The 24,808-nt window shown below is 64.9% G+C and carries 23 protein-coding genes; 17 read left to right on the plus strand and 6 right to left on the minus strand.

Going from position 1 to position 24,808, the window contains the following annotated elements; translation table 11 throughout:
- Positions 1 to 428 precede the first annotated feature (428 nt).
- Positions 429 to 1,265 (minus strand): HAD-IB family hydrolase, encoded by an 837-nt coding sequence (locus BH683_RS25750; RefSeq protein WP_084839137.1) that lies wholly within the window; start codon positions 1,263 to 1,265, stop codon positions 429 to 431.
- 455 nt (positions 1,266 to 1,720) lie between these two features.
- Between BH683_RS25750 and ssd the strand changes: the two genes are divergently transcribed.
- From ssd to BH683_RS25825, 13 genes are all read left to right on the plus strand, one after another.
- A complete protein-coding gene (gene ssd / locus BH683_RS25755; RefSeq protein ID WP_168187131.1) occupies positions 1,721 to 2,788 on the plus strand; it encodes a septum site-determining protein Ssd in 1,068 nt (355 codons plus the stop codon).
- Positions 2,785 to 3,981, plus strand: a complete 1,197-nt coding sequence (locus tag BH683_RS25760) for a TadA family conjugal transfer-associated ATPase (RefSeq protein ID WP_084839139.1) — start codon at positions 2,785 to 2,787, stop codon at positions 3,979 to 3,981. The genes ssd and BH683_RS25760 overlap by 4 nt, the downstream gene beginning before the upstream one ends.
- Complete coding sequence (locus BH683_RS25765; protein WP_084839140.1) at positions 3,978 to 4,814, plus strand: hypothetical protein; 837 nt, start codon at positions 3,978 to 3,980, stop codon at positions 4,812 to 4,814. The genes BH683_RS25760 and BH683_RS25765 overlap by 4 nt, the downstream gene beginning before the upstream one ends.
- On the plus strand, positions 4,811 to 5,413 hold the full coding sequence (locus BH683_RS25770) for a type II secretion system F family protein (protein ID WP_084839141.1): 603 nt from the start codon (positions 4,811 to 4,813) through the stop codon (positions 5,411 to 5,413). The genes BH683_RS25765 and BH683_RS25770 overlap by 4 nt, the downstream gene beginning before the upstream one ends.
- A gap of 41 nt (positions 5,414 to 5,454) precedes the next feature.
- Positions 5,455 to 5,661 (plus strand): DUF4244 domain-containing protein, encoded by a 207-nt coding sequence (locus BH683_RS25775; protein ID WP_084839142.1) that lies wholly within the window; start codon positions 5,455 to 5,457, stop codon positions 5,659 to 5,661.
- Positions 5,661 to 6,023: a TadE family type IV pilus minor pilin gene (locus tag BH683_RS25780; protein ID WP_084839257.1), complete on the plus strand. Its 363-nt coding sequence runs from the start codon at positions 5,661 to 5,663 to the stop codon at positions 6,021 to 6,023. Before BH683_RS25775 ends, BH683_RS25780 begins: the two co-directional genes overlap by 1 nt.
- Positions 6,020 to 6,373, plus strand: coding sequence for an Rv3654c family TadE-like protein (locus BH683_RS25785; protein ID WP_084839143.1), 354 nt, complete (start codon positions 6,020 to 6,022; stop codon positions 6,371 to 6,373). The genes BH683_RS25780 and BH683_RS25785 overlap by 4 nt, the downstream gene beginning before the upstream one ends.
- Before the next feature lie 457 nt (positions 6,374 to 6,830).
- Positions 6,831 to 7,967 carry a hypothetical protein gene (locus BH683_RS25790; RefSeq protein WP_084839144.1) on the plus strand — a complete coding sequence of 379 codons (1,137 nt, stop codon included), beginning with the start codon at positions 6,831 to 6,833 and terminating at the stop codon, positions 7,965 to 7,967.
- A gap of 1,423 nt (positions 7,968 to 9,390) precedes the next feature.
- Positions 9,391 to 9,663: a hypothetical protein gene (locus BH683_RS25800; protein WP_143696135.1), complete on the plus strand. Its 273-nt coding sequence runs from the start codon at positions 9,391 to 9,393 to the stop codon at positions 9,661 to 9,663.
- Positions 9,664 to 9,710: 47 nt separating this feature from the next.
- Positions 9,711 to 10,076: a hypothetical protein gene (locus BH683_RS25805; protein ID WP_143696136.1), complete on the plus strand. Its 366-nt coding sequence runs from the start codon at positions 9,711 to 9,713 to the stop codon at positions 10,074 to 10,076.
- Between the two features lie 93 nt (positions 10,077 to 10,169).
- Positions 10,170 to 10,976, plus strand: a complete 807-nt coding sequence (locus BH683_RS25810) for a hypothetical protein (RefSeq protein ID WP_084839148.1) — start codon at positions 10,170 to 10,172, stop codon at positions 10,974 to 10,976.
- 410 nt (positions 10,977 to 11,386) lie between these two features.
- Positions 11,387 to 11,650 (plus strand): flp pilus-assembly TadE/G-like family protein, encoded by a 264-nt coding sequence (locus BH683_RS25820; protein WP_084839150.1) that lies wholly within the window; start codon positions 11,387 to 11,389, stop codon positions 11,648 to 11,650.
- Between the two features lie 171 nt (positions 11,651 to 11,821).
- Complete coding sequence (locus tag BH683_RS25825; protein ID WP_143696137.1) at positions 11,822 to 12,541, plus strand: S1 family peptidase; 720 nt, start codon at positions 11,822 to 11,824, stop codon at positions 12,539 to 12,541.
- A gap of 30 nt (positions 12,542 to 12,571) precedes the next feature.
- Here the strand turns inward: BH683_RS25825 and BH683_RS25830 are convergent, their stop codons facing one another.
- Together BH683_RS25830 and BH683_RS25835 are read right to left on the minus strand one after the other, a co-directional pair.
- Positions 12,572 to 13,537 (minus strand): Trp biosynthesis-associated membrane protein, encoded by a 966-nt coding sequence (locus BH683_RS25830; RefSeq protein WP_084839151.1) that lies wholly within the window; start codon positions 13,535 to 13,537, stop codon positions 12,572 to 12,574.
- Between the two features lie 274 nt (positions 13,538 to 13,811).
- A complete protein-coding gene (locus tag BH683_RS25835) occupies positions 13,812 to 16,148 on the minus strand; it encodes a DEAD/DEAH box helicase (RefSeq protein WP_084839152.1) in 2,337 nt (778 codons plus the stop codon).
- Between the two features lie 339 nt (positions 16,149 to 16,487).
- Here BH683_RS25835 and BH683_RS25840 point away from each other — a divergent pair, with 339 nt between their 5' ends.
- The 3 genes from BH683_RS25840 (at position 16,488) to topA (ending at position 20,537) form a co-directional block, all read left to right on the plus strand.
- Positions 16,488 to 16,691, plus strand: coding sequence for a cold-shock protein (locus BH683_RS25840; RefSeq protein WP_084839153.1), 204 nt, complete (start codon positions 16,488 to 16,490; stop codon positions 16,689 to 16,691).
- Positions 16,692 to 16,796: 105 nt separating this feature from the next.
- Positions 16,797 to 17,375, plus strand: coding sequence for a hypothetical protein (locus BH683_RS25845; protein WP_084839259.1), 579 nt, complete (start codon positions 16,797 to 16,799; stop codon positions 17,373 to 17,375).
- Positions 17,376 to 17,546: 171 nt separating this feature from the next.
- On the plus strand, positions 17,547 to 20,537 hold the full coding sequence (gene topA / locus BH683_RS25850) for a type I DNA topoisomerase (protein ID WP_084839260.1): 2,991 nt from the start codon (positions 17,547 to 17,549) through the stop codon (positions 20,535 to 20,537).
- A 4-nt stretch (positions 20,538 to 20,541) separates the two neighbouring features.
- Here the strand turns inward: topA and BH683_RS25855 are convergent, their stop codons facing one another.
- A complete protein-coding gene (locus BH683_RS25855; protein WP_246833606.1) occupies positions 20,542 to 21,996 on the minus strand; it encodes an adenylate/guanylate cyclase domain-containing protein in 1,455 nt (484 codons plus the stop codon).
- Positions 21,997 to 22,152: 156 nt separating this feature from the next.
- Between BH683_RS25855 and BH683_RS25860 the strand changes: the two genes are divergently transcribed.
- Positions 22,153 to 23,397 (plus strand): DNA polymerase III subunit delta', encoded by a 1,245-nt coding sequence (locus tag BH683_RS25860; protein ID WP_084839154.1) that lies wholly within the window; start codon positions 22,153 to 22,155, stop codon positions 23,395 to 23,397.
- Between the two features lie 28 nt (positions 23,398 to 23,425).
- On the opposite strand, the gene BH683_RS25865 is transcribed toward BH683_RS25860, so the two are convergent.
- Entirely contained in the window at positions 23,426 to 24,316 is an 891-nt protein-coding gene (locus BH683_RS25865; protein ID WP_084839155.1) for a hypothetical protein, read from the minus strand.
- Between the two features lie 20 nt (positions 24,317 to 24,336).
- Entirely contained in the window at positions 24,337 to 24,765 is a 429-nt protein-coding gene (locus BH683_RS25870) for a MarR family transcriptional regulator (protein ID WP_084839156.1), read from the minus strand.
- Positions 24,766 to 24,808: the final 43 nt, after the last annotated feature.

Consider the following 24,808-nt stretch of genomic DNA (forward strand, 5'->3'; position numbering starts at 1 on the left):
CACTGCGGGCGGCCTCCGGGTCGCTCATGCGATTCCCGTCGGCCGCCCGCTAGCACGGATCCGAGTTACCAAGCGTGCTGTGGTGGTTGTGTGGGGTGACCTAGGCAGAGTTGTCCGCCGCCGCCTCAGAAGCGTTCCCACCCAAAGGAACTCATCTGAATACGACGCCGAATCTCGCAGGCCCACAACCTGGTGCCTCCCGCGGCGTGCTGCGCGTGGGTGCTCGATATCCGTGCTGGGAGTGCGTGGTCAGGAGTCCGTACCTTCTCTTCCGGTCCGAACTTGGCTTCCCGCGCTTTCCGTAACTACTTTCTACACCGTGACCACGGTCACATCAAGGGGTGAGTCGTCTCAAATTTGCAACACACCTTTTCCGTTGGGCTAAAACGCTTTTCGCGCGTCACGCCCGCGTGGCGAAACCTCGGTGGTCAGCGCCGGCGGCGGTGCAGCGCCGTATAAGTGAGGGCGCCCGCGATCATTGCGCCCAGACCCACAGCGGCAGAGGCGGTCACGGTAACCGGCGTGGCCGCCGGCAGTCGGCTGCGCAGGGATATCGGCTTCGTGAACGAGAGCATCGGCCACCCCTGTGCGGAGGCCTCCTTGCGCAAGGCGCGATCGGGGTTGATGACGGTCGGATGGCCGACTGCGCGCAGCATGGGCAGGTCGGTGATCGAGTCGGAGTAGGCAAAGCACTTCGTGAGGTCGTAACCGATCGATGTCGCGATCTCGTTCATCGCGACGACCTTCTCGTCGCCGTAGCAATAGAACTCCACCTCGCCCGCGTACTTGCCGTCGACAACCTTCATCCGGCTGGCCATCGAGTAGTCGGCGCCGAGCATCTCGCCGATCGGTTCGACGATCTCCGTGCCTGACGCCGAGACGATCACCACGTCGTGCCCGCGTGCCTTGTGACCGGCGATCAGGTCAGCCGCTTCTGCGAAGACCAGGGGATCGACGATGTCGTGGAGGGTCTCGTGGACGATCGACGACACCTGCTCGACGTCCCAGCCCGTGCACATCGCGGTCACGTGCTTGCGCATGCGCTCGACCTGGTCGTGGTCGGCCGCCGACAGCAAGAACATGAACTGCGCGTACGACGATTTGAGTACCGATCGTCGATTGATCAGCCCCTGATCGAAGAACGGGCGGGAGAAGGCGAGGGAGCTCGATTTGGCGATGATCGTCTTGTCGAGGTCGAAGAACGCGGCGATCCGCGTCGTACCGGGGGACCTCGGTCCACCGTCTGCCGGCTTGAAAGCGGTCACCCGTCGAGGGTACGTCGGGCCACCGGATGAGGCACTGCTTCGGACCGGTGCGGACCGGATAACTTCACTTAGGATCACTTCGTTTCGGTGAAGGGAATCAAATGGTTGAAGTTGCAATCAATCCCAGAAACTTGTGTATAGTCATAGTTACCCGGACTTGATCCGGGGCTTTCAGCCCGACCCCCCGGGGCTGAACGCGACGACCCTGGCCTCCTCCCCCCCTGGCCAGGGTCGTCCCCATTTCCAGACCTTTTCGGTCGTCTGATCCATACGGTCACTGCACCCGCCGGTATCCCTCGTCACCTGCGTGTTCTCCGGAACCCAGGCTACGCGCGGACACGCGTTGTGCTGCTTTTCCCGGTAGTAGTCCACAGATCGGCAGAGTCTCCACAGGTTCGCGTCCGACGGGCTGTCAGCCGCTGTCGAGGCCGAGACGACACGCCACGATGGCCTCCATGACCGAATCCTCGACCGTGCTCGTGATGGTCTCCCCGGACCTCGCGGATGACGTCGCGCGTGTCGCCGCCGCCGCCGGATATCAAATCGTTCGTGCGCTTCCCGAACGGTGTCGCAGGGAGTGGGCAGAGTGCACCGCGGTGCTCGTCGATGCCAGCACCGTAGAGGCGACACTGGCTTCCGGACTGCCCCGGCGGGGCGGGCTGCTCGTCGTCGGACTCGCAGGCGACGGACCACAGATGTGGCGCACCGCGCTCACCCTGGGAGCCGGCGACGGCTTTGTGCTCCCGGACGACGAGCACGCGGTGGTACAAGCGCTCTCCCGGATCGCTGAACCGATCGGGCCCTCCGGTGTGGCCATCGCCCTGATTCCGGGCCACGGAGGCGCGGGGGCCTCGACGTTCGCCGCGGCTGTGGGGTTGGTGGCCTGCGAGAGGGGACTGAGCGGACTCGTCATCGATCTCGATGACCTCGGTGGTGGGCAGGATCTCCTCCTCGGGGTCGAGGATCAGCCCGGGCTGCGCTGGCAAGAACTCACGCTGGAGAGCGGCCAGGTCGTGGCCGCCTCCCTGCACAACGCTCTGCCGCATGCCCGGGGAGGGCTGGCGATCCTCACCGGGCGTCGCGGCAGCGGCACCCCCGTCCGGCCAGAGGCCGCGCTCGCCGCGATCGCCGCCGCACGGGGCAGCGGCGACGTCGTGGTGGCCGACTTGCCCAGGTGTGAGGGCGAGCTGCTGGATGCCGTCGTGGAAACCGCGGACCTGGTGGTGCTCGTGACCGCAGCGACGATCCGGGCCTGCGCCGCCGGACGCGAGATGGCTGCGCGCGTGCGGGCTCGCACCGGACGGGTCGAGGTCGTCGTACGCGGCCCGGCTCCGGGTGGGTTGCGGGCGGTCGAGGTGGCCGACGTCATCGGTGTGCCTCTGCTGACCGCGACTCGGCCCGATGTGCGGCTCGCGCACCAACTCGAATCCGGGGGGATTGCTCTCACCCGGCGTTCGCCGCTGCGCAGGGCCGCGACCACGGTGCTCGACCGCGCGGTCTCGGTACGTCGGGTACTGCGGTGAGTGCCGGCGGCGAAGGCGCGCATCCCGGCCGCGCGCAATTGCTGACCCGGGTCCGTGAGAAGCTCGCGGCCACCGCGCAGGATCCCACCCCCGAGGTGATGGCGGCCGTCGTCCGCGCGGAGGCAGGTGGCGTGCTGGGCGACACCGATCTGCTTGACGCCCTTCGCTTTCTGCAGACCGAACTGGTGGGTGCCGGACGGTTGGAGGTCCTGCTGGCCGGCCCGGCGGTCAACGACATCCTGGTGGTGGGACCGAAACAGGTCTGGACCGATCAGGGACGCGGCCTCGAACGGTCGGACGTGGAGTTCGAGGACGACGACGCGGTGCGCCGGTTGGCGATGCGGCTGGCCCTGGCCGCAGGCAAGCGGCTCGACGACGCGCAACCCTGGGTCGATGGCCAGCTGACCGGGCTCGGTCGACGCGGTTACAACGTGCGTCTGCATGCCGTCATCCCGCCGATCGCCGTGGACGGGACGTGCCTGTCATTGCGGGTGTTGCGTCCTGCGACGCAGAACCTCGACGCCCTGGCGCGGTCGGGCGCGATCGACCCGGAGGCCCTCGCGCTACTGGAGGCCGTCGTCGACGCGCGGCTGGCCTTCCTGGTGGTGGGCGGCACCGGGGCCGGCAAGACGACCTTGTTGTCGGCGCTCCTCGGGCGGGTCGATCCGGCGGAGAGAATACTCTGCGTCGAAGATGCCGTGGAGTTGGCGCCGCAGCACCCCCACGTGGTGCGGCTGGTCGCCCGGACGCCGAATGTCGAAGGCGCGGGGGAGGTCCCGGTACGGGCCCTGGTCCGGCAGGCGCTCCGGATGCGACCGGACCGGATCGTCGTCGGGGAGGTCCGAGGCGGCGAGGTCGTCGACCTGCTGACCGCGATGAACACCGGACACGACGGCGGCGCCGGCACCCTGCACGCCAATTCGACGGCGGAGGTGCCTGCGCGCATGGAGGCCCTCGCTGCCCTCGGCGGCATGGACCGGCCTGCGCTGCACAGCCAGCTCGCAGCAGCCATCTCGGTGGTGATCGGGGTGTTTCGGGATTCGTCCGGCAGCAGGGGTGTCTCGGAGATCGGGATGCTCCGCCGCGGCATCGACGGACTGGTGTGCGTAGAAGCTGTCTGGACTCGAGCGGGCGGCTTCACCCCCGCCGCAGCAGCTCTGGCCTCGCTACTGGACGCGAGGCTGGGTCGATGACCGCCGTGCTGGCTGCCGTCGGTCTGTCCGTCCTGTTGTGGGCGCGACCGCTAGCACAGACTCGCGCACATCAGCTGATCCCTGCTGATCCATTGCGACGCAGAATGTTTGCCGACCCGCTCGGGGTGGGACTGATGCTCGGGCCGGTGCTGGCGCTTGTTCTCGTCGGTGTCAGTGCGGCGCTGGCTGCAGCCATGGCCGCAGCAATGGCCCAGGCTCTGCTGGTTTCGCGGCGGCGCGAGCGGGCAGGGGCCGCAGAGATGGCGAGGCTACTCGCGGCGCTGGAGGTCATGGTCTCCGAGTTGAGGGTCGGTGCGCATCCCGCACATGCGTGCCGGCAGGCGGCGCAGGACTGCGTCGGTCCTGCGGATGCGGGGGCGGCGCAGATGCTGCAGATGATGGCGGGTCGTGCCGCGCTCGGTGGTGATGTCGCCGCGGGGATCGAGCAGTCGCAGGGGCGCCACGGCACGTCGTCGGGGTCGAGGGCCATCGGCTTCCACGCGTGGCAGCGGATCGCCGTCGCGTGGCGAACCGCTGAACAGTACGGACTCCCGATGGCCGAACTGTTGACCTCGGTGCGCGGCGATCTGTTGGCGCGCCAGCGTTTCCGCGCGCGGACGGCAGCGGCGCTCGCCGGCGCGAAGGCCACCGCGCTGGTTCTCGCTCTACTGCCGATACTCGGCATCCTGCTGGGACAGGCGATGGGGGCGGCGCCGGTGGCGGTGTTACTCGGTGGTGGGCTCGGCGGAATCCTGCTCGTGGTCGGGGTGGGCCTGGTGTGCGCCGGACTGCTGTGGTCGCGGCGGATCGTCGGCAAGGTGACGGGCCGGTGACCGGGGTCGTGGTCGCCGCTGTGGCCGCGGCTGCTGGTCTGCTGCTGGTCCCGGGCCCGGTGTGGTCGACGTACCGGATCGTCGCTCCGCCGGTGGCACCGGCCCGCAGTCGGGTACCGCGGTGGCTGGGCAAGAAGAAACCGGTCGATGACCCTTTCGCCGCGGCCGCGAGCTACGAACTCTTCGCGGTGTGCCTGCGTTCCGGGCTGCCGGTCGCCGCGTCAGCGAAGGTGGTGTCGCAGTCGGCTCCGCCTGCGCTGGCGCGGATCCTCGCCCAGGCGTCCGATCTGTTGTCTCTGGGCGCAGATCCGTTACAGGCGTGGGCGATACCGGACGAAGCGGATCAGTCTGCCGCGATGCTGGCAGCAGTGACGCGTCGTTCGGCGCGATCGGGGTCCTCGCCGGTGCGTGGGTTGGAGGAGTTGGCCGACAACCAGCGCAGCGAGGCCCAAGACCGGGCGGCAGCCGCTGCCGAACGAGCAGGGGTTGCGATCAGCGGACCACTCGGACTGTGTTTCTTGCCGGCCTTCGTCTGCCTGGGCATCGTGCCCGTGGTGATGGGCCTGGCGGGAAAAGTGTTCGGTGGCGGTCTGCTCTGAGATCTGCCGTGGACTGTCCATGGCGAGAATAGGGGGAATCGATGATAGGCAACATGATTCGGAGTGTGCAGACTCGAGTTGCGGTGCTCATGACGGACGAGGACGGGATGTCGACCGCGGAGTACGCGATCGGCACCATCGCTGCGGCCGCCTTCGGTGCCATTCTCTACACGGTCGTGACCGGTGATTCGATCGTGTCCGCGTTGACGGGGATCATCGACAAGGCGTTGCAGACCACGGTCGGATGATGGTGCGGCGCGTTCGTCGCCGTCTGCCGGCCGATGAACAGGGGATGGTGACGGTGGAGGCGGCGATCGCGCTCGCCTCGATTGTCGTGATGGTGGTGATCGGGGTGGTGGCGGTGGCCGCGGTGGCTGCTCACGTTCGTTGTATCGACGCGGCGCGGGAGGCGGCGAGGATTGCGGCGCAGGGTGATTCGGTTCGTGCCGAGCAGGTGGCGCGAAAGGTCGGTCCTGATGGGGCGTCGGTGAGCATTCGCACGGAGGGAGAGTTGATCGTCGCACGGGTGCGTGTCGATGTGCCGTTGCTGCCTGGGGTGGAGGTGGGTGCGCGGGCGGTGGCGGCGGTCGAACCGGGCGGCGACGAGTGAGGATCGCGGGCGATGAGCGTGGCTCGGCGACGGTGGCCGGGGCGTGCGCGATAGCAGCTCTGGCGGGGTTGGTGGTGCTGGTTCTGTACGTGGGTGCTGCGGTTGCTGCGCGCCATCACGCCCAGTCGGCCGCCGATCTCGCCTCGCTCGCGGCCGCGTCGGCTCTGGTGCTCGGTGAGGCCGATCCGTGCGCGCAGGCAGAGCTGATCGCGGGGCGGATGGAGGTTGTCCTCGCGTCCTGCAGTCCGGATGGCGAGGATGTGGTGGTGTCGGTGAGAATTGCTGTTGACCTCGAATTGTTCGGTCGCCGTGACGCCTTGGCGACGGCGCGGGCCGGGCCGGTGGAGTGAGTCGATCGTCTCCCGCGCTTACGGTCGCACGCCAGCGGATGTCTGATTGTTGTGCGGTGGCCGCGCGATTAGACGATCGATACCAGTACGAACCCCTCTGTGCCGTAATCGTGCGGGCGCCGCAGTGACGTTCAATCCACGGCTGGGGGTTGCCTAACGGAAGGGTGACTAAGTCGTGTGGGACCTCGTGAGAGCGAGGGCAGCGCGTTAAACAGTCACTACTGGCGCTCGCCAACTCTTGCTGGAATCGCGAGTGAAAGGGCATTCTTACTAGGGCTCGTGCAACTCTTAAGAATAAAGTTGAATTGGAGTGTCTATCGGCGAGTTTAGCGAGGGATTACTGCCTCTTTTTCTTAGTGCAACTAAGGAGTGAGGTTTTCTAGATTCAGTCGCGCGGTCCTGTCTCTCGTGTAGCGTCACCTCATCACATCGGGCTGGGAAGCTACGAAGGGCCAATATGTCAAGCGACGAAAGCAATCGGCTCAACCCGCTAGCGACCCTGGCTAAACAGTCCCAAGACACTGCCAAGGGGTATCAAGATACCGCGGACAAGCTCCGTGCGAGAGCTGGTGCGTGGGGTGGTGCGATCCAGGCACTCGGTCTCGCAGCGGTCGCGTGGATTGGTTTTGACGAACTGGTGAATGTCTTTCCAACTCATGATCTAGGTTGGTTACTGGCAGGGTTAATTCTTTTATGCATTATTTTGATGGCGATAAGCGCGATCTACGTTGGTTGGAATCTTTCGGTCCAGAACAGGCCATTGGCTATGTCGTCGAACATACAAGACATGGTCGATAATCAAGAGATATCTGATACTGAGGCCGACCGAGTTCGGGGTGTATATCACCAATTCGCCAAGCTAAACGGGCTTAACGTTCACGATCAGCCTGAACCTCAGCCGGGGCCTAGCGAGACTAAAGGTCAGCTTGCCGAGAGGCGTAAAGCTGCAAATGCAATAGTTTCCAACGCAATGCAGGCTTATTTCGCGCCCGCAACTCTGTACGAAGCAAATGTAGAGAGGGCCTACAGATACGACCGGCTGACTAACACTGTCTCAGCGCCGACTGACGACGAGGAACTAACGAAGCTCAACTTCGGCCTCACGCGCGCGGCGCAGATTCGTGCGGACCTACTCCTTACCCGGGCGAGAGCGGCAGTCGTCGTAATACGAGATCGCGTGCGGAGGGCGACGATAGCAAAGAAGCCACTAATCGCCATCGGTGTGTTCGGCGCGTCTCTGATCGCCGTGTGGTTTTTTTCGGACGCTATGAGGGCGTACAACACATCTGATTCAGATAAGATCGCTGCCGCGAAGGCGTGCGGTGACGCGCGGAAGGCGCTCAATGATGGTGGAGCAACTTTTACGCTGCCTGATGACTGCAATGCGGCGAATTCCTCCGGAGAAGGCGAGGCCCAGACGCCAAGTGGTATGGCGGTCGCAAATCTGGTCGCTTTATCCGCCGATCTATCGAACTGCGAAGCGGCGGCGGTCGTCGAGGGCAATTTACCCAAAACTCTAGAGAATCGGAAGGTTTGCGCGTCAATTCGGACAAACATCGACGTCCAGTTAGCATTAATCGCCAACTATGAGTAATCAGCTTAGGTCGGGATCGAATCGCGCCTGTTTAGTTGGATGAACTCCTTCACGCCAAGCTGGTCTAGACGCCTGGCACCAGACGCGCTCCGGAGGTCTTACTTACGCCGTCACTACAACTGGTGGGGCAGGCGAGGGCATAGACGTTCGGTGTCCCCACGGGGCACTCGCCCAAATGAAGTGAAGTGGCGGGGTCATGGGTTGGCCGAGACATACAGCAGTTCCTCATTGCCCACGGGATAAGATTAGTTATGCTCCGCTAGCGCTCCGGGGTAGAGCGAACAGGCAGCGACCTATGCGGCGCCAAGTCAACGCTCTACTCGTGACCTATGACCCACCGGGCGCAGGTGGAGGGCGTAGATACGGCAGCGAAGCGGTTCCTCGCGAAAGCGAGCACGGTTGCGGTCACGTGGGTAGCTCCGACCAAGAGTTTCACCGTTGGGAAAGTGGTGCAGCGGCTCTCGGGGTCATATGCCAGTGCATCTTAGCTGTTCAGAGGGTATTAAGCGTGCATAGTTACAGCAAGGCGACGAAGATCTGGACGATTGCGAAAAGCGTGATCATTACCGTTAGCCCAGCAAGAAGGTTCGGACCGTACTCCTCACTCCTTGCGGTGCAGCGTCAAGGGTTGACGCGCAGAGCGTAAGGATGGACCGAACTGGACCGCGAGAGCCTACGATACGAATAGGGCCTCGGCTGTCGCCAGGATCAGCCAGGCGGCCCCCGGCAACTCCTCCGTTGATACCGTGAAAATGGCGACTGCGGGGATCGTGAGGATTGACTGCCCTACATGTTTTAAGCGTAGTGGCTCAGCGACTTCAAGTCTGATGTGCCTTCGGCTAGGCAGCGACCCATTGTTGAGTTAGCTCTGCCAACCGGTCGCTGGCAGTCGATCCGATTGCCCCGATCTTGTTAGGAAAAATCCCGATGTCGAGATCCAGTGTCGAGTCCTCGGTGAATTGAAGCGGGAGGTTACGCGGGTGATGTTTGTCGCGGCAGCTACGGTGCCAACTCTGCAGTGCCTCGAAGGGTTGCATCGCGTCCGTCGCTCCACCGAACGTGTATGCAGACCCTCGCCGCGTCCCTCGCGGCGAGGGTGAAGCGGCCACGAACTCCTTCGTCGTCAGTTGGCCCTGAGGAAGCGTGGCCGTGCTGGGTTGTTCGCTCCTGCGCACCGGGTGCGGTCCTGTCGGTCGTGGCGAAGTGGATGTAGGACCGTATCAGCGTGCTCTGGGGTGCGGTTCTGCGAAGGGTTGAGGCCACTTCGGAGGTGGCGCGACGTGCGCTGCCCGGCCGCGCAGGAGGTTGCCGTGGCGGTTGAAGGCGCTCTTCGGGGCCTTCGGGAAGTACTTTTTCCTGTTCAATGTCAGAAGCTCGTGATTGAGTGCGTAACATCGTGCGAGTGGATGGGAAGGAACGTTTCGTGCCAAGCATCGAGACAATACGATTCGAGTTGGAAGGTCGGCTTCGTGATGTCGAAGAGTCGATTGGTAAGACTCATCTGAGCATCCGCTGGGAGCCGATGTCGAAGGTTGCTCGGGTCGGGGCTTGTATCACCAACTACACGTGGGAACCTCGTATGCAGGTTCTGGAGCGGCTGGTTCAGTTCCAGCAGGCGCATGCGGATGATTTTGCACTCGACTTCGACATCGTTCCGTTGAACGCTGTCCAGGACGAGGAGTTCGCTGAAGCCTGATGGGCGTTCGGAAGTGGCACCTTGCGCGTGCCAAACATCACAAAGACGTGTCTGACTATTTGCTACCGGTTCACGAGGACTGGGCGATGGTCGCGTTGTTCTATTCAGCCATGCACTTGGTGCATTCGTCGCTGGCTGACGAAATGACCCTGAACAAGGATGAACGGCATCCCCGTAAGCACTCAAGCATAGAGCCTGGCGCGCGGGGGACTAATCAGATGGTCCATTCTCTCTATTCCCCCATCGCCGTCTCGTATATGAGTTTGATGGAGCTGTCTCACCGCACCCGGTACGACATCGCGCAACTTGGCCCGATGACTGTTCCCGGTGCCACGCAGCAGTGGCAGTCGATTCAGCGGTTCTGTACGAATCTGAACGATGGTCGGCCGTGGATACCAAGCCAAGCGCAATAGATTTCGATTATCCCTCAACAACGACCGAAGGTCACGTGGGGAGTACCACTTTATTCACTTCGGTTGTTGGACAAGACTGGCTAAGCTGCAGCAATGTCGAACCAGGAGTCGATCAACTACGAGACTCGCGTCAGAGCAGCCGTGAGGCCGTTGCTGGCGTTCAATGCACAGTTGCTTGAAGAACTGGACGACGAGGATGGCGCGTTCGGCTTTTGGCGCGGTGGGTGCGACTGGAAGACGTATGCGCTGCTCGCCGATTACTTGATCCAATCTGTCCTTGGAACTACGACTGCCCTCGAGGCTGCGGGGTTAACTGCGATCGAGCACCGGCAGGTCACCTACTCGGCAAACGCCAAAGCGAGGGTGGCGTACAAAGACTTGCATGCAGGGAGTCTGACTCCGACTCAGTACTTGAATGCTGTTATCGGGTCGAGTGATGCGCGGAAGCGAAGCCTACGAGCGGAGTCGGCCGCCGAGCACACTTTTTTCCATATGGGCCAGGCGCTCGACAGGTTCTCTGCAGCGCTGGTGATCGTTGGTGGGTTCGGGGTCAAAGATGTAGTCACCTCCGATTGGAAGACGGTCCAGGATCTATGGGCAGCACTTGATGAGGATCGTGAGAAGGGCACCGTCGCGCCGCGTGGAACCGCAGGCCGGGACATTCAGCGGCGACTGCTCGCGCCCGCTGGACTGCTGCAAAACTACGGCTCTGAGATCTTGGCTGGCTTGGCTTCGGGACACCCGAAACGCGTTGACCCACAGGTCGCCGGCAAAGCGCATGAGTCTCCTACAGAAGGATGGCAGCATCATCCAGCCGTTCTACCTCCAGCCGAAGTGGAGCGAGCTGCAAACGATGGTCTACGGGCCGATGCAAGAGGTACGTGCGAGGGGCGGGCCTAGTAGAGATGGTTGGAGGGCTTCGTTTCTCATCAATCGTACTGAAGACGTGCTCGATGGCCTCCTCAACTCGTTGTGCGAGTTCATTGCTGCGCTTACAGAGACGATGGCAGCCTGTTGGTCCGAGCGAAAGGCGTCACCGGCCGTGATTATCCAGACGGGTAGACAGTGGCGGACAGTCGAACCGAACTCTCCTGATGGACGATTTGACGGCTACGGTAGCGCCCCGGCGATGATGCCTAGCGCCGACGGTATTGCAATGCATCCGAACGATGCGAAACGGCTGCGGGCCGGGCGTGTCACGGACGATCGCGTGCAGGACTGGAGGGACTAAGGACACTCGGCGATGCCCCACAAGGCGTCCGCGTCCCAGGTGGCCGTCGCTGCTCACTTCCGCCGTTTCGACGCGGCGTTTGAAAGAGTTGATCGTCGTGCTGGCCCGGGTCGATGTGCCGTTGCTGCCCAGGGTGGACCTCGCGGGTTCTTCAGCCCTGGTGCTCGGTGAGGCCGATCCGTGCGCGCAGGCAGGGCTGATCGCGGGGCGGATGGAGGTCGTCCTCGCGTCCTGCAATCCGGATGGCGAGGACGTGGTGGTGTCGGTGAGAATTGCTGTTGACCTCGGATTATTCGGTCGCCGTGACGCCTTGGCGACGGCGCGGGCCGGGCCGGTGGAGTGACGGGCAGGAGTTGTCCGAGTAGGCAGACGGGGGTCTGTGAGGTAGACAGGACAGGGCCGGTGTATTGGGCGGACGTGTCGACGTTCACACTGGTGCGCGATCATGTGACTGCGCGACGCGAAGATATGCTTCGCGGAACAGAATTTACCGAAGTGAATGGTGGGGGATTTCTTGAAGAAGCGTTTGTTGGCGGTCGTGTCCGGACTCATCGCAGTGATCTGCATGTCAGGACTGGCGGCCGGCTCAGCCAACGCTGCTCCTCGCATTGCACTCGGTGGCGGCGCGGGCATCATCATCAACAACAGTTCGGTGTGCACGCTGACAGCGATCGGCCACGACTCCGCAGGTCGCCTGGTCGGGCTGACCGCAGCCCACTGCGCCGAGACCGGCGACGCCATCCGAGCCGAGAAGGCTGCCGGGGCCGGCGTCATCGGCCAGGTCACGTCGTCCAACAAGTACTGGGACTACGCGGTGATCCGCTTCGACGCTGCCAGGGTCGAACCGCAGCGAAACTACCGCGGGTTGACCCTTGGCGGATTCGGTCCGCAACCGGCCTTCGGCCAGAACGCCTGCAAGGCAGGCCGCACCACCGGCACCAATTGCGGCGTCGTCTGGGGCACTGACCCCGAGAGCCCGACCTTCACCCTCAACCAGAGTTGCTCCAACCACGGTGACTCCGGCGCGCCTGTCGTCGTCGACAACAAGCTCGTCGGCCTGCTCAACGGTGGCCGCATCTTCAAGAACATCGGCGGCACCGGCCTGAACTTCGACATCGAATGCAACGACCCGGGCAACCCGGTCCACGTGCCGACGCTCAGCACCGGGATCGGCTACATCATGAAAGACCTGAACGGGCAGAACATCGTCGGCAGTGGCTTCCGCCTGATCTGATCGTTTCGGCAGTGCCGGGCCGGGCAAGTTCTACTTGCGCTTGACGATCCCGGCTATTCCGGCGATCACCAGCCCGATCCCGCCGACGAGGGTCAGCCACAGCCCGACGCCGACGTTGATGGTGATATCGAAGACCTCGGCGGTCTCCTTGGCGTCCAAGATGTCGGTGATGTCGACGATCGCGATGAGTGCCACCAGGATTCCCGTCACCACCGCGACGATGCCGGCCGTCAGATGCAGGCCGGACCGTTTGGCGATCAGAACGCTGATCACACCGAAGATTCCGGCGACGACGGCAAGGACCAAGGTCAGGACGCCATCATTGGCGTCGGTATCGGAATCACCGCCGCCGAGCCCGCTCTCGCTGAACGTTCCCGAGACCCACGGCAGGAATGCCGAGATCGCGATGACCACCGCGATGACCGCAATGACGAGCCCGATGATCTTGACGGCCTGCGACACCGGCTCGGCAGTCGGCGGTGAGCCGTACGCGCTGCCGTATTGCGGTTGACCCTGGTTGGGTTGCGGCGCACCGTAAGGATTCTGACCGGCTTGATAAGGCTGCTGCTGTCCACCCTGCCCATAGGGTGCCTGCTGACCGTAGTGCGGTTGGCCCTGCGGCGCACCGTATTGCGGCTGACTCTGAGGGGCGCCGTACTGCGGCTGCGAGGGTGATCCGTAGTGCTGCGGCGGCTGCTGACCGCCGTACTGATTTGGCTGTCCTGCACCTTGCTGACCCTGCCCGTACTGACCCTGGCCGTACTGATCCTGCCCGTACTGACCTTGCCCGTACTGGCCCGGCTCGTACTGTCCCGGTGGTGGGCCGCCGTGCTCCGGTGGACGCGGCGGCTCTGCGCCTGCGGTCGAATGATCGGTTCCGGCGGGCTTCGAGACGTCCGGCCGCGGACCGCCCGGCTGGGGATTCACCGGTGGTGGATTGGTGGACGTGATGCGGGTCTGGTCATACGGGTCGGATTGCCCGGGTGTCTGCGTCATGGTTCTTGCCTCTTCGCTGATCGGATTTCTCACGGTAAACCCGATGCGCCCTCAGAAATCCATTTCCGCGCACGGCAGAGCGAAACTGAGCTCGGATTTCATGCACGTGATCGACAGTGCTAATTGTTCGCTCCGTCGTGGGCCTCAGTGAGCGGTGTTTGATTGTTCGCTACAGGCCGGGCCCTATTGCGCACTCTTCCCTCGTCTCTCAGTCGCTGCGCTCCCTCGTTCCTCACTGCATCCTGCGCGGCCCGTCCCTGCGCTCACGACTGCATCACGCGCGGCCCACCCCTGCGCTCACGGGCAGCTCGTGCAGGATCAGGTTCAGCACCCGAATGGCCCCGTCTTTGTCTAGCGGTTCGTTGCCGTTGCCACATTTCGGGGACTGCACGCACGACGGGCACCCGGTCTCACACCCGCACCCCGACACCGCATCTCGGGTGGCGCGGATCCAGATCTCGAAGGCCTCGTGTCCACGGTCGGCGAAGCCGGCTCCGCCGGGATAACCGTCGTAGACAAATACTGTGGGCAGGTCGGTGTCGGGATGCAGATTGGTCGACAGTCCACCGATGTCCCAGCGATCGCAGGTCGCCACCAGCGGCAACAAACCGATCGCGGCATGTTCGGCGGCATGCAGCGCTCCGGGAAAGCGCACCGGGTCCACCCCCACGGACTCCAGGGCCTCAGGCGTGATCGTGTACATGACGGCCCGCGTCGAGAGCGTTTGCGGCGGCATGTCGAGCTCCACCGAATCCAGGACCTCGCCGGAGATCAATTTGCGCAGGTATCCAACCACCTGATGCGTGACGTCCACCCGCACCAACGCCACGGTGAGCGGCCCATGGGTTGCCGTCTCGATCACGTCGGTGATGTCGACGATGGTGGTCTCGCGGGCGCTGGTGGTCCAGTCCGGTTCCTCGGGATGCACCAGTGCCAGACCGTCGTCGAGGTCGAGTTCGTCCACTACATAACTCTCGCCGCGGTGGATGTGGACGGCGCCCTTGTGGACAGTCGACATCGCCCGGCCGGTGTCGACGGTGCCGAGCAGCTGCGCGGTGGTCTCGTCGACGATCATCACCTGCCCGCCGATGCCGCCGCGAATGTCCACTGCGCCGTGCGGGTCCACCCCGGCCGCGACGTACCAACCCGCCTTGCGGTGTCGGATGAGTCCCTGACGGGCGAGATCTTCCAGCAGTTCCCGCGCCCCGAAGGCGTCGACCTCGGCGTCTTTGAGCGGCAGTTCCGCAGCCGCGCAGAGTAATTGCGGACCGAGCACATACGGATTGGTGGGGTCGATGACGGTGGCCTCGACCGGTTTGTTCAGCAATGCCTCTGGATGGTTCACCAGATAGGTGTCGAGGGGGTCATCGCGGGCGATCAGCACGACCAGTGACCCTTCGCCGCGTCGGCCTGCTCGCCCGGCCTGTTGCCAGAACGACGCGACAGTCCCCGGAAACCCGGCCACCACAATGGCATCGAGTCCGCTGATGTCGACGCCGAGTTCCAGTGCATTGGTGGTGGCGACCCCCAGCAGCTTCCCGTCGGCGATGTCGCGTTCGAGGGTGCGGCGGTCGTCTGCGAGATAGCCCGCTCGGTAGGCGGCCACCCGGGGCGCCAACGCCGGGTCGACCTCCTCGAGTATCCGTTTGGCCGACAGCGCCGTCAGTTCGACACCGCGACGACTACGGACGAAGCACAGGGTCCGGGCGCCTTCGAGCACGAGATCGGCAAGGATGCGCGCGGCCTCGGCCCCGGCCTGCCTGCGCACGGGAGCGCCGTGCTCGCCGGTGATCTCGGGGACGAAACCCGGCTCCCACAGTGCAACCGTGCGTGCGCCGTGTGGTGACCCGTCTTCGGTGATCTCCACGCAGTCGGCGCCGATCATCCGGCTCATGGCCGCGCCGGGGCTTCCGGCGGTGGCGCTGGCGCCGATCACGACCGGATTCGCGCCCGCCGCCCGCGCGATGCGGAGTAGACGGCGCAGGACCAGCGCGGTGTGCGAGCCGAATACGCCTCGGTAGTGGTGGCATTCGTCCAGGACGATGAATTGCAGTCCGCGCATGAACTGCCGCCAACGGCCATGGGACCCGAGAATGCCTATGTGCAACATGTCCGGGTTGGTGAAGATCCACCGGGAGTGTTCGCGAGCCCATTGACGCACGGCGGGTTCGGTGTCGCCGTCGTATGCGCAGGGTTGGAGATGCATGAACTCTTTGCGCCCGGCCAGCAGTGAGGACACGGACCGCAATTGATCGGAGCCGAGCGCCTTCGTGGGTGCGAGATACAACGCGGTTGCCCTCGGATCCTCGAGAAGCCTGGACAGGATTGGCACCTGGTAGCCAAGCGATTTTCCGGAGGCCGTTCCCGTCGAGAGCACCACATGTTCTCCGGCCCAGGCGTGTTCGGCTGCAGTGACCTGGTGGGTCCACGGTGCCTGTACGCCGGATTCCACCAGGGCCTCGCGAACCGGACCGGCGACCCAATTTGGCCAACTGGCGAAAGCGGCTGTCCTGGAGGGAATTACTGACTTGTGTGTCAGGGGCGAGTCATCAGGATCGATCCCCGCAAGCGTCCGGGCGAGCAGTTCGGTGCCGAAGTCTGCGTTACTCATCGTTCCAGTTCATCACCTCGTAATACTAGGCCCGCCGAATGCAGCAAAGCGAAGTTCGCCCGGCATTCACGACCCACAATGCGCTGCCGGCGACGTTTGAAATCAAGTTGAACTCTCCACTGTTGTGCACGCCGAGAACATGATTGACTCATTGTGGTCGCAGCTCTCGGGGGGCGGGTTCAAGCATTTGGCCTTCTCACTCGCAGATCGTGTTGCGGGCGTGGTACTGAAGGTCAGTGTGCGGGCGTGCTCGCAAGCGGCGCCAGTAGGTATGGCGGTCGGAACCGGCCCGGCGCGGGTAACTCTCCGCCGCTACCGGTGATAGAAAAGGAATACGGCATGGCTCAGGGGACTGTGAAGTGGTTCAACGCGGAAAAGGGGTTCGGTTTCATCGCGCCCGATGATGGCCCGGACGACGTGTTTGTCCACTACTCCGAGATTCAGGGAAACGGTTTCCGGACCCTCGAGGAGAACCAGCGGGTTGAGTTCGAGGTCGGTCAGGGCACGAAAGGCCCGCAGGCCACCGGCGTTCGCGGTCTGTAGGACTCGTCCTCGCACCACGCGAAAATCGCAGGTTCACCCCCGACGCCGAAACCACGGCGCCGGGGGGTGAGTCTTTTTCGGCCCCGCATACCGTACGGTTTCATCGTGGGTCAGCTGTCCATGTTCTCCGCGGAGACCGACGAGCCGTCCTTGGACGATCTCGCCGGGATTTTGGCGTCTGCCGGGCAGGTGGCCATCGGACCGCGGGGTGCGCGGCTGTCGGTCGTGGTGGCAGACGACTGGCGTGCCCGGGCTCTTGCCGACGAGATCGAGCGCTGCGGAGTGGCCGCGGAGATATCGCTGTCGTCGGAAGGCTCGCCTCTCGTCGGCACCACGGCGACGCCGGTACTCGAAGGCCTGTACCGCCAGTGGACCAAAGGTGCGGTGAAGACGATGCCCGCCACCTGGGTCCCCACTCCGAGGGCACTGCGGCTGTGGGTCATGGCGGCCGGCCAGCGCGACGCCGACCGCTATCTTCTGGGTCTCGACGCCCACGCCCCGGACTCGCACGGTTCGCTCGCGACCGCGGTCATGCGGGCGGGCATCGCGCCCACCCTGGTGGGCACACGGAGCTCTAGCCCGGCCCTGCGCATCGCGGGCAAGCGGCGCCTGACCCGACTGATCGAATCGGTCGGAGAGGCCCCGGACATACCCGGGGCGGCCCTGCAGTGGCCATTTATTTGACAGCGTGATCGATAACGTGTCTGAACTGCACTGACAACCTGTCCAAACGACCGGTTCCCGCCCCGCTTCGACGGTGTTCACGGGTGGCAGATCAGGTGCGGGGATGTCACTAGCGCTATACATAAGGTACAAACGGGCCAGAAGAACCATGGAAAGGTGCAGGCAAAGACGGTGGCGGATTCAGGTACTACAGCCGGCAAGACAGGTGGTGTCGTGCGCCGGCTCGTGATCGTGGAGTCCCCGACCAAGGCCCGCAAGATCTCGACATATCTCGGTCCCAACTACATCGTGGAGTCATCGCGCGGTCACATCCGTGACCTGCCGCGCGGCGCCGCCGATGTGCCTGCCAAGTACAAGGGGCAGGCGTGGGCGAGGCTCGGCGTCAACGTCGACGAGAACTTCGAACCGCTCTACGTGGTGTCGCCGGACAAGAAGTCCACGGTGACCGAGCTCAAGGCGCTGCTCAAGGACGTCGACGAGCTCTATCTAGCGACAGACGGTGACCGCGAGGGTGAAGCCATCGCGTGGCACCTGCTCGACACCCTCAAACCCAAGATCCCGGTCAAGCGGATGGTGTTCCACGAGATCACCGAATCGGCCATCCGGGCGGCCGCCGAAGATCCCCGCGACCTCGACGAAGACCTCGTCGACGCCCAGGAGACGCGCCGCATCCTTGACCGTCTCTACGGCTACGAGGTGTCGCCGGTCCTGTGGAAGAAGGTCATGCCGAAGTTGTCGGCGGGCCGTGTGCAGTCGGTGGCCACCCGCATCATCGTCGAGCGCGAACGCGAGCGGATGGCGTTCCGCTCGGCCAGTTACTGGGACATCGCCGCGACGCTCGACGCCGGCGCAGAGGCGACGCCACGCAGTTTCGGTGCCCGCCTGGTCAGCGTCGACGGCGATCGTGTCGCCAGTGGACGCGACTTCGACTCGGTCGGAGGCCTGAAGAAGGCCGACGGCGTCGTCATCCTCGACGAGAACCGCGCGGTCGCACTCGCCGGAGGGCTGCAGGGCGCCTCCATGTCGGTGTCCTCGGTCGAGGAGAAGCCGTACACCCGCAAGCCGTATGCCCCGTTCATGACGTCGACGCTGCAGCAGGAGGCGGGCCGCAAGCTGCGGTTCACCTCTGACCGCACGATGCGGGTCGCGCAGCGGCTGTACGAAAACGGCTACATCACCTATATGCGTACCGACTCGACCACGCTGTCCGAGTCGGCGATCACGGCGGCCCGTAATCAGGCCCGTGACCTCTATGGGGCGAACTTCGTCCATCCGACGCCGCGGCAGTACACCCGCAAGGTGAAAAACGCGCAGGAGGCCCACGAGGCCATCCGGCCGGCCGGTGAGTCCTTCCGGACCCCCGGTGAGGTCGCCTCTGCATTGCAGACCGACGAGTTCCGGCTCTATGAGCTGATCTGGCAGCGGACCGTCGCCTCCCAGATGGCCGACGCCCGCGGCACCACGATGAGTCTGCGGATCACCGGAGACGCGCGGACGGGGGAGACCTGCACCTTCGCCGCCTCCGGTCGCACCATCACGTTCCCCGGATTCTTGTCTGCCTACGTCGAGACCGTCGACGAGCAGGCCGGTGGCACCGCCGACGACGCCGAGAGCCGTCTCCCGAACCTCGTTCAGGGTCAGGCGCTGACCGCCACCGAACTGCGGCCGGACGGGCACACCACCAACCCGCCTGCGCGCTACACCGAGGCGTCGCTGGTGAAGACGTTGGAGGAGTTGGGGATCGGCCGCCCGTCGACGTACGCGTCGATCATCGGCACCATCCAGGACCGCGGATACGTCCACAAGAAGGGCTCGGCGCTCGTGCCGTCCTGGATCGCGTTCGCCGTCGTCGGGCTGCTCGAGGCCTACTTCAAACGGCTTGTGGACTACGACTTCACCGCCTCGCTCGAAGACGATCTCGACCAGATCGCCAGCGGCGCGGAGAACCGCACCAACTGGCTGACGCAGTTCTACTTCGGGCAAGAAGGCGCCGAAGGTCAGGCTGCGACCGGTCTGAAGAAGCTGGTCGGCATCAATCTCGAAGAGATCGATGCACGGACCGTGAACTCGATCCGCCTGTTCGACGACGATCAGGGCAGGCCCGTGTACGTCCGCGTCGGCCGGTTCGGTCCGTACCTCGAGCGCACCGTCACGCCTGACGGCGGCGGCGAGCCGGAGTCGCAACGAGCCAACCTGCCCGACGACATCACCCCGGACGAGCTGACGCTCGAACTCGCCGAGAAGCTCTTCAGCACCCCGCAGGAGGGCCGTACCCTCGGTGTCGACCCGCTCTCGGGCAACGAGATCGTGGCGAAGGAAGGCCGTTTCGGTCCGTATGTGACCGAGATCCTGCCTGATCCCGAAGACGATGGAGACGACGACGCGTCGTCGCCCGCACTCGCCCCACCGCCGGCGCCCACCCCGCTCGACGACGGCGCGACCCCGTTGGACGCTCCCTCTGGTGGCGGCGGCACCGCGACCGCGACCAAGAAGGCAACGGCCAAGAAGACCGCAAAGAAGGCTGCCAAGAAGGCCGGGCCGAAGCCGCGCACGGGGTCGTTGTTCAAGTCGATGGAGATCGGTTCGGTCACCCTCGAGGATGCGCTGAAGCTGCTGTCGCTGCCCCGGATCGTCGGCCAGGATGCCGAAGGTCAGGAGATCACCGCCCAGAACGGCCGGTATGGTCCGTACCTCAAGCGCGGCACCGACTCCCGGTCGCTGACGAGCGAGGATCAGATCTTCGACATCACCCTCGAAGAGGCGCTGAAGATCTACTCCGAGCCCAAGCGTCGCGGTCGTGCGGCCGCCGCGCCGCCGCTGCGGGAACTGGGTAAGGACCCGGTGTCGGAGGCCCCGATGGTGATCAAGGACGGCCGATTCGGTCCGTACGTCACCGACGGTGAAACCAACGCCAGCCTGCGCAAGGACGACGACGTGGCGTCGATCACCGACGAGCGGGCCTCTGAACTGCTGGCGGACCGGCGCGCTCGTGGGCCCGCCAAGAAGTCGGCGAGGAAGGCAGCCAAGAAGGCGCCGGCGAAGAAGGCCGCTGCCAAGAAGACCGCCGCCAAGAAGGCTCCGGCGAAGAAGGCCGCTGCCAAGAAGACGACCGCCAAGAAGACCGCAGCCAAGAAGACCCCGCCGAAGAAGTCGACGGACTAGGTTCTCAGACGTCGACCTCGTATTTGGGCCTGGCCAAGCGGGTTTCGATGCCGCGTCCGCGTAGCTCGATGCCCTCGCCGATATCCCAGTGGGACGCTTCCTCGGACGAGGCCAGGTACACGGCGCGGGCCGAACCGAGGACTCGGCTCGGCTCGAACTTGGCCAGATCGGTCAGCCGGGCGGCCTCGTTGACCGGGTCGCCGATGACGGTGTACTCGAGGCGCTGTTGCGAACCGATGTGCCCGGCGATGGCTTTGCCCGCCGACACCCCGATGCCGACGTCGGTGTCGCCGAGCGCGGCGTCGAGTTCCTGACGCAGCGTCCGCGCCGCGGCGAGCGCCTGGCCTGCGAAGTCTTCCTGGTCGAGCGGGGCTCCAAAGATGGCGAGCGCCGCGTCACCCTGGAACTTGTTGACGAATCCGCCGTGCCTGCCGACCACGTCGACGATCACTCGGAAGAACTCGTTGAGCAGGTTGACGACGTCGCGCGGTGGTCGGTTGACGGCGAGGCGGGTCGAGCCGACGATGTCGACGAACAGCACCCCGACGTAGCGTTCCTCGCCGCCGAGCTCGGTGCCGATCTCGATGGCGCGGCGGGCCACGTCCTCACCCACGTAGCGGCCGAACAGGTTGCGGAGCTGCTGACGCTCCCGCACGTCGGCGACCATCTCGTTGAAGCCGGCCTGCAGCAGACCCAGGTCGCTGCCGTCGTAGATGCGGACCGAGGTGTCGAGGTTGCCCTCGCGCACCTCGTGCTGCGCCAGCCGCAGTTGCTTGATGGGGTCGGCGATGGCCGAGACCAGACGCACCAGCCCGATCGATCCGAACGCCAGAGCCGCACCCGCCATCCACAGGATGGGGCGCTGCAGCCCGGCGGCGTCGGTGTCGATGACGCCGATCTGCTGCCCGACGACGAGGGCGATGATCACGGCCAGCGGCGCGGCCACGCTGATCACCCAGAAGAGGATGATGCGCTGGGTGACGCTGGGTGCGGTGGCGTCTTCGGGATTGTTGGCCATGGCCGCCACGGTGATCGGGCGGAGCACCTTCTCGGACTGCATGTACCCCAGGACGCACGTGACGAGCGCGCCGACGAACGACCCGAGCGCCACGACCAGCGCGGTGCGACCGGACTGGGAAAGGCTCAGCAAGGAGAAGACCGCGCCGCCGACCAGCCAGAGGGCGCCGTGGACGATCATCAGGAGCAACGGCAGGCGCAGGGCCCGGCGGCGCGCACTCTCGTTGTCCAGGCGCGATCGGCGCCGGTGCCAGACCAACACCGGCAACGAGAGCCGGATCGTGGCGTAGCCGCTGACGATGCCCGCGATGACCAGGTAGAGAACGAAGATGGTTTGTCCGACGCCGCTGATCTCCGACAGGCTCACGGAGGTCTGGGCCGGCAGGCCGAAACGGAGGAAAGCGAAGGTGAACAGGGCGCCGGCAACGTTCGCGCGGAGCATGTCGAGAGCCAGCACAGGCCACGGAGTGCGCACCAACCAGCGCAACAAGTGCCAGGTGCGCTGTAGCTGCGACTGTCTCTCGACCACGTGAACACGGTAGCTGCCTGCTTGCAAGAGTTAAACACGGCTGTCGGAGGGTGCAGATAGGCTTGACCTGTGACAACAGTGTTCGATCGACTGGTCGGCCAGCCGGATGTGGTGGGAGAACTCACAGTCGCGTCTGTCGCCGCAGCTCATTTGGCCGCTTCCCGTGATCTGGAAGCTCACGGTGGGACGCCGGACGACGGCCCGAGACATGGCTCCTCGGCGATGACGCACGCGTGGCTCTTCACCGGTCCGCCGGGTTCAGGACGCTCGGTGGCGGCTCAGTGCTTCGCTGCGGCCCTGCAGTGTGAGGTGGCCGATGCGCCCGGATGCGGCCGCTGCCACGCCTGCACGACCGTGATGGCGGGAACCCACGCGGATGTTCGTCGGATCGTGCCCCAGGGTCTGTCCATCTCCGTCAAGGAGATGCGCGCGGTGGTGCAGACGGCTGCGCGCCGTCCCAGCGTGGGCCGCTGGCAGGTCGTGGTCATCGAAGATGCCGACCGGCTCACCGAAGGCGCGGCCAATGCTCTGCTGAAAGCGGTCGAGGAGCCGCCCCCTCGCACCGTGTTTCTCTTGTGTGCGCCGAGCGTCGACCCCGAGGACATCGCGGTGACCCTGCGGTCTCGGTGCCGGCATGTGGCGTTGACGATGCCCTCGGTCTCGGCGATCGCCGAGGTTCTCATCGGCAACGACGGCATCGACCCCGAGATGGCCCGTTGGGCGGCGTCGATCTGCGGCGGCCACGTAGGACGGGCCCGGCGGCTGGCGACAGACGAGGAGTCGCGGGAGCAACGCAAACAGGCCCTGGGGGTCGCGAGGGCCGCCACCAGGGATGCCACCGCGTATGCGGCCGCCGAGGCGCTGGTGAAGACCGCGACCGACGCGGCGAAAGCGATCAGTGCGCGACTCGACGAGGCAGAGACCGAGGAGATGCGGACATCCCTGGGCGCCGGAGGTACCGGCAAGGGCGCGGGCGGGGCGCTTCGGGGATCGGCCGGCATCCTCAAAGAACTCGAGCGCCGGCAGAAGTCGAGAGAGACGCGCACCGGTCGAGATCTGCTCGATCGAGCCCTGGTCGACCTCGCGGCGCTGTTCCGCGACGCGCTGGCCGCGTCCTTCGGGTCGCCGGTGGCCGCGATGCACCCGGACATGTCCGAGCAGACCGTCGCCATGGCCGGCTACGCACGTCCTGAGGAACTGCTGGCGTGCGTGGAGGCGGTACTGCAGTGCCGAGAAGCGCTGGGCTTCAACGTCAAGCCGAAGTTCGCCGTCGACGCGATGGTGGCGGAGATCGGTCTGGCGCTGCGCCACTGACGTGCGTGGGTTGGGAAGTCGGACCGGGTCAGCTGAACAGGGCGAGGGCGTCGCCGAACATTCCCTGGCTTTCGATGACCATGGAGTTCTCATCGGGGTCGATGCGGGTGATCTGCTGTACCTGATCGCCGTACCAGAAGTAGGTGTGCGGGCTGATGTTGCCGCCCGGGGCCTCGGCGACCTGTCCGAGGGTGTAGCCCACCATCTCCTTCACCGCGAGGGTGGACTTGAGGTTGGTGACGGGGTGCACCATGAGCAGGTGGCGGTGCGGGACGCTGAACACCACGCCGTGCTCGGCCTCCCCGAGTTCGGTAGCGATGATCCGCCGCATGTTCAGCGCTTTGGTGGCTATGAAGAACGAGTCGCCGACCAGTGCTGTGATCCCCGGCGTGCCGTCGATCGGGATCTGTTGGGTGGCATAGGGTTCGGCGTCGGTATTGCGCTGGCCGGCCTGGTAGAGCAGGTCGAGGTCGCGGCCCTGCAGGCTGCTGTCGGTGAGGGTCTCGACGGTGGTCGGCAGGTCGCGGCACAGGTGGGTGACCAGGTCGTCGCTGAACCGGCGGGCGTACGTCATCGACAGCTGTGGGTCGGCGCCCACCTCGACGGGCTGAAGCCGGGTACGGACTTCGGTCAGCAGGTCGGGCTCGGACAATTCCTCGGCGTCGGGGGCCGAGCGCCCTTCCAGATGCCTGGCGAAATGTGTCCCGATGTGCGCGGACCATCCGCTCTCGGGGAGGGTCCGGCAGGCGGCGACGAGGTTCTGCAAGAAGTAGCGCTCGCCGTCGGGGCCCAGCAAGAACACGTCCCCGTACTCGGGGTCGTCGACGGCCTCGACCTCGATACCGAGATCCCGGAGCGCCCTCGTCGCCAGTGCGATGACCGCGCGTTCGGTGTCCTCGGGTGCCGTGCGTTTCGTCATCGAACCTCCATGTGGCAACCCTACTGATCGGCAGCCGCCACCTCCTTCAGGCAGTTCGTGAACTCGAGGTAGCGGTTGCGGCCGAGCCGCTGCTGCCACTGCGCCTCGACCGCGGCCATCGCGGTAGCCGTCCGGGACTTCATCGCGGCACCTGCTGCGGTGGGGGTGACCAGTGTGGCGCGACGGTCCGCAGGATCTCGAATTGAGCTGACGAAACCGTGCGTCTCGAGGTGTGCAAGTAGCTGGGAAACGCCCTGCCGGGTGATCCGGCTCCGATCGGCGAGCGCGCTGGGCCGGGTTCCGTGGTCGTCGACCGAGTCGAGTAAGCGCAGATGGGACACCCGCAGAGGGGCAATGGATCCCATCTGCCCCTGGAGGTCGATCCGAAATCGCTCGAAGGCGCCACTCATCAACTCGGCGAGGTGAGGTGGCCCGTGCTCTTGTGCCATGTAGTCAACATACTTTATTATCAACTTAGTTTACCAATTTCGT

Origin of the sequence: Williamsia sp. 1138, assembly GCF_002095435.2 — a bacterium.
In the GTDB taxonomy this organism is placed as follows: Bacteria; Actinomycetota; Actinomycetes; order Mycobacteriales; family Mycobacteriaceae; genus Williamsia.